Source organism: Candidatus Pelagibacter sp. PS_34, assembly GCF_059417845.1.
On sequence record NZ_CM182068.1, the window covers coordinates 308,357 to 322,064 of the forward strand.

The 13,708-nt window shown below is 31.7% G+C and carries 14 protein-coding genes; 11 read left to right on the top strand and 3 right to left on the bottom strand.

The window, feature by feature from the left end; translation table 11 throughout:
* Nucleotides 1-45: 45 nt before the first annotated feature.
* From tmoX to tmoV, 6 genes are all read left to right on the top strand, one after another.
* Nucleotides 46-990, top strand: a complete 945-nt coding sequence (gene tmoX / locus AC5SL3_RS01595) for a trimethylamine N-oxide ABC transporter substrate-binding protein TmoX (RefSeq protein WP_006997986.1) — start codon at nt 46-48, stop codon at nt 988-990.
* A 90-nt stretch (nt 991-1,080) separates the two neighbouring features.
* The gene (locus tag AC5SL3_RS01600; RefSeq protein ID WP_006997987.1) at nt 1,081-1,560 is read left to right on the top strand and encodes a hypothetical protein; all 480 of its coding nucleotides are present in this window, start codon (nt 1,081-1,083) and stop codon (nt 1,558-1,560) included.
* 34 nt (nt 1,561-1,594) lie between these two features.
* On the top strand, nt 1,595-1,972 hold the full coding sequence (locus AC5SL3_RS01605) for an MORN repeat-containing protein (protein WP_006997988.1): 378 nt from the start codon (nt 1,595-1,597) through the stop codon (nt 1,970-1,972).
* 11 nt (nt 1,973-1,983) lie between these two features.
* Nucleotides 1,984-2,532 carry a hypothetical protein gene (locus AC5SL3_RS01610; protein WP_011282290.1) on the top strand — a complete coding sequence of 183 codons (549 nt, stop codon included), beginning with the start codon at nt 1,984-1,986 and terminating at the stop codon, nt 2,530-2,532.
* 72 nt (nt 2,533-2,604) lie between these two features.
* A complete protein-coding gene (gene tmoW, locus AC5SL3_RS01615) occupies nt 2,605-3,630 on the top strand; it encodes a trimethylamine N-oxide ABC transporter ATP-binding protein TmoW (protein WP_006997990.1) in 1,026 nt (341 codons plus the stop codon).
* A 9-nt stretch (nt 3,631-3,639) separates the two neighbouring features.
* Nucleotides 3,640-5,793: a trimethylamine N-oxide ABC transporter permease protein TmoV gene (gene tmoV, locus AC5SL3_RS01620; protein WP_011282289.1), complete on the top strand. Its 2,154-nt coding sequence runs from the start codon at nt 3,640-3,642 to the stop codon at nt 5,791-5,793.
* Nucleotides 5,794-5,825: 32 nt separating this feature from the next.
* Here the strand turns inward: tmoV and AC5SL3_RS01625 are convergent, their stop codons facing one another.
* A complete protein-coding gene (locus AC5SL3_RS01625; protein WP_011282288.1) occupies nt 5,826-7,157 on the bottom strand; it encodes a trimethylamine monooxygenase in 1,332 nt (443 codons plus the stop codon).
* A gap of 79 nt (nt 7,158-7,236) precedes the next feature.
* Between AC5SL3_RS01625 and AC5SL3_RS01630 the strand changes: the two genes are divergently transcribed.
* From AC5SL3_RS01630 to AC5SL3_RS01650, 5 genes are all read left to right on the top strand, one after another.
* On the top strand, nt 7,237-8,265 hold the full coding sequence (locus AC5SL3_RS01630) for a glycerol-3-phosphate dehydrogenase (protein ID WP_006997993.1): 1,029 nt from the start codon (nt 7,237-7,239) through the stop codon (nt 8,263-8,265).
* Nucleotides 8,259-8,453 carry a hypothetical protein gene (locus tag AC5SL3_RS01635; RefSeq protein ID WP_011282287.1) on the top strand — a complete coding sequence of 65 codons (195 nt, stop codon included), beginning with the start codon at nt 8,259-8,261 and terminating at the stop codon, nt 8,451-8,453. The genes AC5SL3_RS01630 and AC5SL3_RS01635 overlap by 7 nt, the downstream gene beginning before the upstream one ends.
* A 6-nt stretch (nt 8,454-8,459) precedes the next feature.
* Nucleotides 8,460-8,969 (top strand): TRAP transporter small permease subunit, encoded by a 510-nt coding sequence (locus AC5SL3_RS01640; protein WP_011282286.1) that lies wholly within the window; start codon nt 8,460-8,462, stop codon nt 8,967-8,969.
* Entirely contained in the window at nt 8,969-10,300 is a 1,332-nt protein-coding gene (locus AC5SL3_RS01645; protein WP_011282285.1) for a TRAP transporter large permease, read from the top strand. Before AC5SL3_RS01640 ends, AC5SL3_RS01645 begins: the two co-directional genes overlap by 1 nt.
* A gap of 137 nt (nt 10,301-10,437) precedes the next feature.
* Nucleotides 10,438-11,514: a type 2 periplasmic-binding domain-containing protein gene (locus tag AC5SL3_RS01650; RefSeq protein ID WP_011282284.1), complete on the top strand. Its 1,077-nt coding sequence runs from the start codon at nt 10,438-10,440 to the stop codon at nt 11,512-11,514.
* Between the two features lie 47 nt (nt 11,515-11,561).
* Here AC5SL3_RS01650 and AC5SL3_RS01655 read toward each other — a convergent pair whose 3' ends face one another.
* Nucleotides 11,562-12,317, bottom strand: a complete 756-nt coding sequence (locus AC5SL3_RS01655; protein WP_494578433.1) for an SDR family NAD(P)-dependent oxidoreductase — start codon at nt 12,315-12,317, stop codon at nt 11,562-11,564.
* A 1-nt stretch (nt 12,318) separates the two neighbouring features.
* The gene (locus AC5SL3_RS01660) at nt 12,319-13,695 is read right to left on the bottom strand and encodes an aldehyde dehydrogenase family protein (protein ID WP_027307076.1); all 1,377 of its coding nucleotides are present in this window, start codon (nt 13,693-13,695) and stop codon (nt 12,319-12,321) included.
* Between the last annotated feature and the right edge of the window lie 13 nt (nt 13,696-13,708).

Below are 13,708 nucleotides of genomic sequence, written 5' to 3' on the forward strand. Positions count from 1 at the left end.
AATGAGAACATACTTTTATAACTTAATATTAAGGGAGAGAGAATAATGAAAAAAATAGTATCATTAATGTCTGCCCTAGTAATTTCAGTAGTAAGTTTCGCTGGAATTTCTAACGCAGCAGACAGTAAAAAGCCCATCGTAATTCCAACTCATAACTGGTCAAGCCAAATTGTAATGGCTCACGTTATTGGTGGAATTTTCGAAAGTATGGGAAATAACGTAAAATACGTAAATACTGATTCACAAGCTGTGTATGAGTCAATTCGTCTAGGTGATGTAAGTTTATCTCATGAAGTTTGGGAATCTGCTTTTGGTAAATCATTTACTACAGCGCTTGATAAAGGTGGTTTAGTTGATTGGGGAGATCATGAAGCTCGAACGCTTGAAGATATGGGATATCCAAACTGGGTTGCTGAAAAAGGATTATGTCCAGGTCTACCAGATTGGACTGCTTTAAAAAATCCAGCTTGTGCTAAAAACTTTACAACACCTGACTCAGGTGGAAAAGGAAGAATGTTAGAAGGACCTCAAACTTGGCATGGAGATTTGATACCTCAAAGGGTTGATGCTTTAGGCTTAGGAGATCTTTGGACAGTTAAATTTGCTGGAAGTGCAGATGCACTTTGGGCAGAATTAGTAGCTGCTGAAAAAGAAGGAAGAGGAACTATAATATTCAACTGGACACCAAACTTTACAGATGGTGCTGGTTTTACATTTATAGACTTCCCTCCATATACTGCTGGTTGTAGACCAGAAGATGGTGGTGACGGTAAATGTGGTTCGCCTGATGGTTACTTGAAAAAAGCTGTAAATGCAGACTTTCCAAAAACTCATCCAGCTGCGGCTGCAACGTTTAAAAAGATGTCATTCTCTACAAGTCACATTGGTGCAATGGCTGCTTTAGTTGACGTTGACAAAATGACTCACGAAGATGCAGCTAAAAAGTGGCTTGCAGATAATAAGTCAGTTTGGACTCCTTTTACTAAATAAGGATATAAACAAATAATTTAAGATCTCCCCCAATATTTATTGGGGGGGATTTTTTTATAGGTAATTTTTCAAGAAACATTCATATTATTAATGAAAAAAATTATACAAGTTATGAAATATTTTTTTTACATTTCCATAAGTTTATTTGTTTTTAATTTTTCTTTAGCACAAGATGTGAATATAGAGGAAAATATTAGTCTTAGCTTTGTATGTGAATTAGAAAAAAAAATAGTTAAGAATGCAGAATATAATTATCAAACTTTTTTAGCTAAGGATTTAGAGGATAAAGATTTAGATAAATTTGAAATCAATGCAAAACAACCAAAAACACTTTTAATAAATGGATTATCTTCATTTCTTTCAAAAAAAGAAAAACTAACAGTTAGAATAGTAAACAAAGACGTAGTTTTATTTAAAGCTATTGATGAAGAAAAAAACTACTCTGAATCAGGAATTATAAATAGAAAATCTGGTGAATTAATTCATGAAATTACAAGAGACATGAAAAGTGAAAACTCTGAAAAAGATATTTCTTTTTATTCATGTAAAAAAAATGAGAAAAAAGTCTGATTTTTTTTTATCTAATTTTGTGTAAAATATAATAATGAAAAAATATCTTATTTGTATTATTTTAAGTTTTTTAACCACATCTATAGCCCTAGCCCGAAGTACCGGATGTAAAGAGGGAAACTGTGAAAACGGCTTTGGAAAATGGGTGTACACAGATAAAACCACCTATGAAGGAGAGTGGGTTCAGACGCAAAAAGAGGGTAATGGAACTGAAACTTGGCCAAATGGCTATATTTATAAAGGTGAATTTAAAAATAGCGAATGGAGTGGTCAAGGTATTTTAACTTTTCCTGATGGCTCAACTTATGATGGGGAATGGACTAATGGCTTCATGAATGGTGAAGGAAAATTTACCTGGTCCGATGGAAAGGAAAAAATAGGAATTTGGAAAAATGGGAAGTTACAAGAATAATTAAAATAATAATGGAAAAAAAATATTTAGATAAATTAAGAAACTTACCTCATGCACTTAATCAATTTGTTGGTCTTATTTCAGTTACCGTTGTTGTAATTTTATTTTTTGTAACTCTAAATATCTTTTTTGGTCAAGGAGATGAATTAGTTAAAAAGATGAAAATAGAAGAAGAAAGAATTGCAAAAGAAAGAAAACTAAGTGAACTGACATCAAGTCTTCCATCAGGTATTTTAGTAACTTTTGATGGAACGAATCATTTTAAATTAACAGATGAATTGTATGAGGCAGTTTGTAATGCAACAAAACTTATTCCACAACGTGCAATTATGGGTGCAAATTTTTTAAATTTTAAGGCACATGAAATTTATACTAAGAATGGAAATCTAATTGATGAAACATTTGTTAAATGGGACAAAGACAAAAACAAATGTATTACAGGTTATACGGTAAGTGGAAATAACATTGGGATAGATGAAACAATTACTGTTACTGGTGAAGCTTTAAGTTTTTTAAGTACTGGTATTGATACAAGAGTTTATTTTATTAAAAATTTTTAAGGAGGAAAAACAATAAATAAAAATAATATACAGTGTATTTTATTTCTATTTCGTATAACTTATTAATACATTATGAGCGATCCTGTAATTAAATGTGAATCAGTTTACAAAATTTTTGGCTCTAACGCCAAGAAGATGCTTCATGAAGCAAATGGAAATGTGGATGCAAAAACATTTCAAGATAATGGGTGTATAGTTGGTGTAAATAATGCCTCTTTTGAAGTTGTAAAAGGTGAAATGTTAGTTGTGATGGGGCTATCTGGTTCAGGAAAATCAACATTACTAAGATGTATTTCTAGATTAACAGATGCAACAAGCGGAAAAATTTATATAGACGGTCAAGATTTACTTACACTAAATAATAAAGAATTAATTGAACTTAGAAGAAATAAGATGGGAATGGTTTTTCAAAGTTTTGCTTTACTGCCTCATAAAACAGTTGTTGAAAATATTGCTTTTCCACTTCAAATCAAAGGGATTAAAACTCAAGATAGCATCAATAAAGCAATGGAAATGGTTAAACTTGTAGGTCTTGATGGAAGAGAAAACTACTTTCCAAGAGAACTTTCTGGTGGACAACAACAAAGAGTAGGTATTGCTCGATCATTAGCGGTTGAGCCCGATATTTGGTTTTTAGATGAACCATTTTCTGCATTAGATCCATTAATTAGAAAAGAAATGCAGGATGAATTTTTAAGACTTCAAGAAAAGTTACAAAAAACAATTATGTTTATTACTCATGATTTTGATGAGGCATTAAGACTTGCTGACCGTATTGCAATTATGAAGGATGGAGTTATTGAGCAATTGGATACACCCGCCAACATTGTCTTAAATCCAGCAACTGAATATGTAAGAAAATTTACCGAAGAAGTACCTAGGGGAAAGGTTCTAAAAATAGCAGATCTAATGGAAAAACCAGAAACTGAAAATTTAAGTGATTTCAAAGTTTCGAAAAATGAAATAATTGAAAATGTGGCTGAAAAAATTTTAACTCAAGAAAAATCTGTAGCTGTTACAGATGAAAATAATAAAATTGTTGGAAGCGTTCACCCCTCAAAAATAATTCATACTGTTTTTTCAAGGGAGAAAAAATAAAGGCAAAATATGGAATTATTAAAAAAATATCCAAAATTTTTTCAATGGTTATTTTTGTTAATTGTATTTTTTAGCTTATGTTTTGCAATAGAAGTTCCTGAAACTTATAATTTTATAAGAGGCCAAGCCGAATTCATTAAAGACCCTAATCAAAGTACTTACACATTATTTGGTGCTGAGGTGAGATATTATGCGTTTGATGTTTTTTGGAGACTACCACCTTTACTTGGATGGTTGCCTATTTGGATAAACGATTCTTTATTTTTTTTAATGAATGAATGGATGCCAATGGAGTTTTGGAATGAAGACATTCAAGAGTTCAGAACTCAACCTCTACTTTTACAAATTACAAGAAATTTAACTTCATTTATGACGTTTCTTATAGAGTTAATAAGAGAAATTTTATTAGGAGGTGTTGAAACAATTGTTTCATTTAGTAGTTGGGATTGGATAGATGCAAATCCATGGGCAGAACTGCCAGGATTACCTTGGACAATCGTTACAGCAGGTGCGGTAATACTTGGATATAAATTAAGCGGTAAAGGCTTAGCTTTATTTGCAGGTTTAGTCATGATTTATATTTCTGTTTTTGGTCAATGGAAACCTTCGATGCAAACTCTTTCTTTTATATTAGTAGCAGCACCACTTTCTTTTCTTTTTGGTTTAACTTTTGGAGTTATGGCATTTAAAAGCAAACGTGTAGAAAAATTCTTATATCCAATACTTTTGGTTATGCAAACTATGCCTCAATACGCAGTATTAGTTCCTGCAATTGTTCTTTTTGGCATTGGTGATCATGCTGCAGTTATTATAACTATGGTTGTAGCGGTTCCACCAATGATATTATTAACCTTGTTAGGTCTAAGAGGAATACCCTCTGAGGTTATTGAGGCTGGTAGAATGAGTGGGTGTAATAATTGGCAACTGATGACTAAAGTATTAATTCCTACTGCTAGAAGAGATATTTTAATTGGAGTTAACCAGGTCATAATGGTGTGTTTTTCTATGGCAGTTATTTCAGCTTTTATAGGAGCAAAAGGTTTAGGGTTTAATTTATTATTAGCATTAAACCAGCTAAATATTGGATTAGCATTAGAGGCTGGTTTATGTATTAGTTTGATTGCAATACTTTTGGATAAGATGTCCTTAGCTTGGGCAAATAAGCAAATAGATTATTTTGGTAACTTGACTTATTTTCAGCGTAATAAAAATATATTATTTTTTGCAGCTGCTGTAATTCTAGGAATTATTTTTTCATATCTGGGGTCATTTTATTTTAAAGATGGGTCTAATTATTTATTTGAAGTTCCTCACAATAAAGGAATATCAACAGCAGATTTTTGGAATAAAGGTGTGGATTGGATTTGGGATACTTTCTTTCATACTTTAAAGATTTTTAATACTTGGTTGATAGTAGATGTGTTGCAACCCATGAGAGCTTTATATTTAAGAATGCCAGCAGTTGCTACTTTAGTTTTAGTCATTGGAGCGGGTTATATAATTGGAGGAATTCGTTCAGCTCTTGTAGTGGGCGGATTAACTTTATTTATTGCATTGAGTCCTTGGTGGGATAGAGCTTTAGTTACATTGTACATGGCAACTTTTGGAGTTTTTATATCCACTATAATTGGATTTACAGTTGGAATTATATCATTTCAAAACAAGCATACTGCAAATTTTATGCTGGGCGTTTGTGATATCTTTCAAACCTTCCCTTCGTTTGTATACTTGATTCCTGTGATGATGCTTTTTGGAGTTACAGATACTTCAGTATTAATTGCTGTAATAGTTTATGCAACTATACCTGCAACAAGGTATACTATTGAAGGTTTAAGAAGTGTTCCAGAAGCTTTACATGACGCTGCCACAATGTCAGGTGTAAATAAAGTACAAAGGTTATTAAAAATTGAATTCCCTTTAGCTTTTCCTCACATGATGCTTGGTTTAAATCAAACAATTGTATTTGCTTTGTTCATGGTAATTATTGGGGCTTTTATTGGAACAGAAGATTTAGGACAGTACATTCTAAAAGCTCTATCTGATAAAAAGGGTGCAGGTATAGGATTGACATTGGGACTTTGTGTTGCTTTTATTGGCCTAATATTTGACCATTTAATCAGAACGTGGGTTGGGAAAAGAAAAAAACACCTTGGTATAGGATAGCTAATATTCTCTTAAACTAGATAATAAATCTTTTATTTATTTAAAAATGTTTTTAAAGAGTCGTCCATAGCTTCTTCCCATGGTGTATGGTGAATTGGTCCAACAGAGCCTGTCACTGGTGAAGCAAATGATTTATTTCTATAAGTCATTATATTTTCCACTTTATGATGTTCCCATTCTTTAAAAGTTTTTCTAATTAATTCAAAATTAATTTTAGGATAATCAGATAAATCATGAAGTTCTTTGGTGTACTCAGTTTGAAAATCTATCATTTGTTCAGGATTTTCCAATTTTTCTTCCATTGATACCCATTTATTAATATCTTTTTCAATTTCAGAGTCATTTGGAACTTTAATTTTTCCCATTATAACATCCCTTGCAAACCAAGCCTGACAATCAAACATATTAAAAGTATGAAATTGATCTTGCATACCTAAATACATTAATTTGTGATTATTTTGCCAAACTACACCTTTGTATAGCATCGGAGGATACAATCTATTGCCAGTTTTTAATTTAAGATCTTCAGATATAAAAGGGAAATGATGAAGATATCCAGTACATAAAATTACAGCATCTGCTTCTTGCACGTGGCCATCTTTAAATATTGCCTTATTCCCCTCAAGTCTATCTAGATGAAAAACTTCTTTCATACCTTTGGGCCATTTAAATCCCATTGGATTGTGTCTATAACCAATAGTAACACTTTTTGCCCCATACTTATGACACTGAAGAGCAACATCTTCAGCAGAATAACTACTTCCTAAAACAACAACATTCTTGCCTCGAAATTCTTCTGCATCTCTAAAATCATGAGAATGCATTATTCTTCCAGGAAATGATTTCATTCCAGGATATTCTGGGATGAATGGAACCGAAAAATGACCAGTAGATACAATTACGTAATCAAAAATATCTTTCGAAATTTTGTCATTTTTTTTATCTCGATAAGTAACCTCAAAGTTACTGTTTACATAAGAAACATTAGTAACAGAGGTGTTAAATTTTATTTTAGATTTTATATTTCCCTTTTTAACTCTACCTAAAATATAATCATATAAAACTGCTCTAGGTGGAAAAGAAGGAATTGGTTTTCCAAAGTGTTCATCAAATGAGTAGTCAGCAAATTCTAAACATTCTTTAGGGCCGTTTGACCAAAGATATCGATACATACTATTAGGTACAGGGTCACCGTATTGATCAGATCCAGTTCTCCAACTGTAATTCCATAATCCTCCCCAATCTTCTTGCTTATCAAAACAAACTATTTCAGGTATTTTTTCACCATTTTTTTCTGCTTGTTCAAAGGATCTTAAAGCGGACAAACCACAAGGGCCAGCACCAATAATAGCTACTTTTGTCATAATATCATCTCTCTCTATAAATTTATAACTGTACTTTACCAACAAAATGCTAAAAATTAATATAAAAAAATACTAAATTATGAAAAAAATTATTATTATTGGTGCTGGAGCAATGGGATCAGCTTTTGCTGTACCATGTCTTGAAAACCAAAATGAGGTAACACTCGTTGGTACGCATTTAGAAGATGATTTAATAAATAATATTAAATCTAATAACAATCTTCATCCAGCTTTAAATATTGAATTACCATCAAAATTGAAGGTAGAAAAATTTGAAAAATTACAATCAATACTTGAAGAGGGAGTAGACATCATGGTTGCTGGAGTTAGCTCGGTAGGAATTGAATGGTTTGTTAAGCAAATTACAAAGAGCTACAAAAAAAATCTTCCCATTATTTTATTAACCAAAGGCCTGGCTATTGAGGGTAATGAATTAATAACACTTTCAGATAAAATTAAAAAACTTCTCAAAGATGAAGGTCATACACAAGTAAATATTTCAGCGATTAAAGGACCCTGTTTGGCAGCAGGTCTTGCATATAAAATGAGGACAGGCACAGTTATTGCAAACCCAGATATCAAAGAAACTGAAAAATTAAAAAAAATTATATCAACAGATTACTATTCAACAGAAGTATCAGATGACTTAACTGGCATTGAATTATCAGGTGCAATTAAAAATATTTATTCTATGTTAATTGGAGCCTCAGAAGGGTTAAGTAATTCAAAAGCACCTAAAGAAATTCAATCTAAATATTATTTAAATACATCAGCCTCATTAATTCATAGATCAATATCTGAAATGGTTGAGTTTGTTTCTTTCTATGGAGGAAGACCTGAAACTGTTTATGGCCTAGCTGGTTTAGGTGATTTGTATGTTAGTGCAATAGGAGGAAGAAATAGCTTGATGGGAAAATATTTAGGCGAAGGATACCTTTATAAAGAAGCTAAAGAAAAATTTATGAAAAATATTACAGTTGAAGGTGCACAACTTGCATTGGAAATTGGTCCTAAAATTTTACAAGATCTTAATTCTAAACATTTTCCATTAATGTTTAGTATGTTAAATACTATATGCGATAATAAGAAATTAGAAATTCAATGGTAAAAAATATATTAATATTTGTTTTTATAATACTTGGAATGGTGGTTATTTTAAATTTTAGCGACCATAATCTTAAAAGAGCAGTAGATGCCTGTTTAGCTGGAAGCCAAAAACTATCTAAATCTAAAATTACTGATCTTGCGGAAGCTAAAAAATTTTGTGAAGAAGAAATTAAAAAAAATAAAAATTAGAAATTTATGCCAAAAATATTTTCAATTTATGTAAATATAATAGACAACATTTGTGTCAAAGTTGGCAGATTTGTAATGTACGGTGTTTTTTTTATGATGTTTCTTTTAATATTATCTTTCGTTACGAGAAACATTATTAACTATCCTTTAATGTGGATTATAGAGATGGCTCAATTTACTCTTACAGCGTATTATTTACTTGGGGGTGGTTACTCGATGATTACTGATGATCATGTTAGAATGGATTTATTCTATGGGAAACTATCTGCAAAAGGTAAAGCTAAAATGGATGTTTTTACAAGTATTTTCTTGATTTTTTTCTTGGTAGTTCTTCTTTATGGCTCTATTTCAAGTTTACAATATACATTGGAATACAAACAAAAACTTTTTACTGCTTGGGCGCCTTATCTTTGGCCCATAAAATCTTTGATGTTACTGGGTATACTCTTGATGTTATTACAAGCTTTTTCAATGTTAATTAAAGATATCGCAAAAATTAAAGGTATTAAAATATAATGCTCGCTCAATATCTAAGTTATGAATTTATTGCATTGTTCATGTTCATAACGATGTTGGCAATGATGTTTACTGGTCAAAGAGTGTTTGGTGCAATTGGATTTGTGGCTGTTATTTCAGCATTATTAGTTTGGGGAAATGGAGCTATTGAAATGCCATATACGGCTACATGGAAACTTTTTAAGTGGTATCCAATGCTTACGCTTCCACTTTTTATTTACATGGGTTTTATGATTTCAGAGTCAGGTATTGCTAGCGATTTATATAAAATGTTCCATGTATTTTTTGGTGGAATAAAAGGAGGCTTAGCAATTGGTACAATGTTCATGATGGTTGGAATTTCAGCTATGAATGGATTAAGTGTTGCTGGTATGGCTATAGGGGCAACTATTGCTCTCCCTGAAATGTTAAAACGTAATTATGATAAAAGAATGATTACTGGTGTCGTTCAAGCAGGAAGTTCGTTAGGAATTTTAATACCTCCAAGTGTTGTGATGGTTCTTTATGGTATGATCGCACGTCAACCAGTAAGTAAACTTTGGCTTGCAGGACTTTTACCAGGCCTTTTAATGGCTACCTTATTTATAATTTATATTTATGTAAGATGTCGTCTTCAACCTGAATTAGGTCCTGTATTAAGTGAAAAAGAAAGAAATATTCCACTTAAAGAAAAACTAAAACTTTTAACAGCTGGAATAATTCCATTTGTAATATTTATGTCCATGACTGGATTATTCTTAATGGGTATAGCAAGTTTAGTTGAGTGTTCTGCTGTAGGTGCTTTACTTGCAACTTTAGCATCCATTTACAAAAAAAGATTTACTCGAAAAGTTCTTGATACAACACTTAGAAAAACTCTTGGTGTTTCTTGCATGTTTATGTGGATAATATTAGCTGCACTATGTTTTGGAGCGGTATTTGATGGTCTTGGTGCTGCGCGTGCAATTGAAACTTTATTTATAGAAAGATGGCATTTAACTCCTTGGGGAGTTTTAATTATGATGCAACTTTCCTATATATTTATGGGAATGTTTTTAGATGATACGGCGATGTTAGTTATAGTGGCGCCACTTTATGTACCTCTAATTATCTCATTGGGATTCGATCCAATCTGGTACGGCGTTCTTTACACAATTACATGTCAGATTGCATATATGACCCCTCCGTTTGGTTATAATTTATTTCTTATGAGAGCAATGGCACCAAAAGAAATAACTTTATCTGATATTTATAAATCTATTACACCGTTTCTCTTAGTGATGCTCTTAGCATTGATTTTGGTTATGGTTTTTCCTCAAATTGCAACTTATCTTCCAAATAAGTACCTATAAAAAATAATAATACAACTTTAGGTTTTAAAGTTGAAAAAATTATCATTTAGTGGAATAAAAAATTTCATTTTTTGGTTTAATCATAATTTTTTTTATAATAGGGTTTAAAAATACTTTTTAACTAATAGGGAGAGTTAATGAAAAAAGAAAAAAAAATAATAACAAGTAAGAGGCGATCGTTTATTAAGAAAGCTGGCTTGTTAACTTTTGGTGTAGCAGGAGCAAGTGTTGTTAAAGCACCTTACGCTTATTCTGCATCAAACCCAATTAAATGGAGGCTTCAAACATATTCTGGAGCTCCGCTTGGTGCACATGTTATCAAACCACAAATTGAAGCATTTAATAAAGCTGCTTATGGTGAAATGGAAATTGAACTGTATTATGCGGATCAATTAGTTCCTACCGATGAACTATTCAGAGCCATGCAAGCAGGAACTCTAGATGCCGTACAAAGTGATGATGCTACAATGGGATCACCAGTTGATATCTCAGTGTTTGGTGGATATTTTCCATTTGCAACTAGATACAGCTTAGACGTTCCAGCTTTATTTAAATATTATGGTTTAAATGAAATTTGGGATGAAGCTTATAGTGAGGTTGAAGGTGTTAAATGGTTGAGCACAAGTGCTTGGGATCCATGTCATCTTTTCACTGTAAACAAAAAAGTTACTTCTTTAGCAGATATGAAGGGCCTAAGAGTTTTTGGTGTTCCTACTGCTGGAAAATTCTTGGCGCAATACGGTCTAATACCAGTTACGGTTCCTTGGGATGATGTGGAAGTTGCTATGCAAACCGGAGAACTAGATGGTGTTGCTTGGTGCGGGTTTACTGAGGCATATGAAGTGGGTTGGGCTGATATCTGCAAGTATGCATTAACTAACTCTGTTACAGGAGCATGGTTTGGATCTTACTTTGCTAATCAAAAAGCTTGGGACAAATTAAGTCCAAAACTTCAAGCACTTTACAGAATGTCTATTAATGACTCTCATTATTATAGACAAGTTTGGTATTGGGGTGGAGAAGCTGATCTTCGTGTTAATGGGAAAAAAATGGAACTAACAAGTCTTCCTGATAATGAATGGGCTAAAGTCGTAAACGACTCTAAAGCATTCTGGGATGAGACTTCAAGTATTAGTCCAAGAGCTAAAAAAGTTGTGGATGCATTTAAGTTATATGCAAACACAATGGAAAAAGCTGGATACCCTTATAGATAATAAATATTTTTTAGGCGCCTCAAGAAAGAGGCGCCTAAAGTTAATAACTACGGATTAGCCGTAAGACCCCCATCAACAATCAATTCAGTTCCAGTAATATAATCTGCTTGATCACTTAATAAGAATAAAGAAGCATTTGAAATATCTTCGGGTTTACCTACTTTATTTAAAGGAATAAATTTTTCTAAATTTTTCTTTGTATTAGGATTTTTTTTCCATCTAATCTGCATACCCGTATCTATTGGCCCAGGTAAGATTATATTTGATCTAATTTTGTTAGATGCAAATTGAATGGCAAAGGACTTTGAAAGTCTAATCATTGCTGCTTTTGAAGCACCATAAGCGTCTTGAGGTTTGTCATCACCAGATAATGCATCAATGGAAGATATATGCACCATTGAACCAAATTTATTTTTAATCATTTTAGGTACAATAATTTTTGAAAGATACATCATAGATTTTAAATTTATTTCAAAAACTTTATCCCATACATTAAAATCTATATTTACCGCTGATACATCTTTATCAAACCAAAGAACACCAGTTGTATTAACTAGGTAGTCCAATCTTTTGTGTTTTTTATAAAAATTATCGATATATACTTTCAATTTATTAAAATTAGTTACATCAACTTTTTTAAATTCACATTTTTTATTATTATCTAAAAATTCTTTACTAGGACTTTTTAAATCTAACATTAAAACTGAAATATTGTTTTGAGATAGTTTTTTTGATATCTCTAAACCCATACCACCACTTGCACCAGTGATTACAGCAGTTTTACCTTTAAAATTTAATTTCATTTTATTGTTCTTTTCTTAAGTGAAAGCTTTTTGGTGAAGTTAATTTTTCATAAGCTACCTCAGATAGCGAACAACCTTTTCCGGTTTCATTAACACCAGTCCATGATAATGCAGGATCTAGATAATCACATCTATTCATATAAAACGTGCCTGTATTAATTTGATTGCCAATTTTTTGAGCAACATCAAGATCTTTTGTCCAAACTGAAGCTGTTAATCCATAAGGACTATCATTCATTAATTTAATTGCTTCATTATCATCTTTAACCTTCATAATCCCAACACAGGGTCCAAAAGTTTCTTCAGTCATAAAAGCCATATCATGGTTCACGTTTGTTAAAACCTGAGGAATTAAATAATTTTTATGTTCTTTTGAAAAGTTAAATTTACTTTCATCAATCATTTTTTTTGCACCTTTATCAATTGCAGAGTTTATTTGTTGTAAAATAAAATCAGCAGCTGATAGTTTAACCACAGGACCTAAGTTGGTTTCTTTTTCTAATGGATTTCCAAGTTTGTAATTATAAGTTTTTGAAACAAACAATTCTAAAAAATTATTATAAATTTTTTCATCAACATAAATTCTTTCTATTCCACAACATGATTGACCTGAGTTAAAAAAAGATCCATCAACCAAATTTTCAACTGTTTTTTCTAAGTCACAATCATATCTGGCATAAGCTGGATCTTTACCACCTAATTCTAAAGTCATATCAATAAATTTATTCTGAGTTGCTCTTTGAACATCGTAACCTGCTTTTACTGATCCAGTGAATGAGACAAAATTAATTCGCTTATCAGAAACAATTTTTAAACTATCTTCATGGTTTAAATGTAAATAATTAAAAATATCCTTAGGCAGAATTTTTTTAGCTGATTGGTAAAGTTGCTCAGAACATAAAGGGGTTTGAGCAGAATGTTTTAATATAACAGAATTACCTGCTGCCATAGCTGGTATTATAGAGTTTACTGCAACGAGGTATGGATAGTTCCATGGCGCTATTACAAAAACTACACCAAGAGCTTTTCTTTTTATATAACTTTTAAAATTATCATCTTTTGCTACATCAATATTTGATAATTTCTTTTCTGCAATAGATAGCATGTAATCGGCTCTTTCTTTAAAGCCCTTTAATTCACCAGCCGCTTGAGAAATAGGTCTACCAATTTGTCTACTTAGTTCTTCACAAATCAGATCGCTTCTTGATAAAAAATCTTCAACAAAACTTGTTAATAGTTTTACTCTTTCTTTAATATCTAGATCGGCCCACATTTTTTGAGCTTTCATTGAGCCATTAATAGTTTCTTCTATTTTAGCTCCATCATAATTTCTTTCGATATAAAGGGTATTATCAATAGGTGTAATAGTTTTTTGCATAAATATTTCGGTT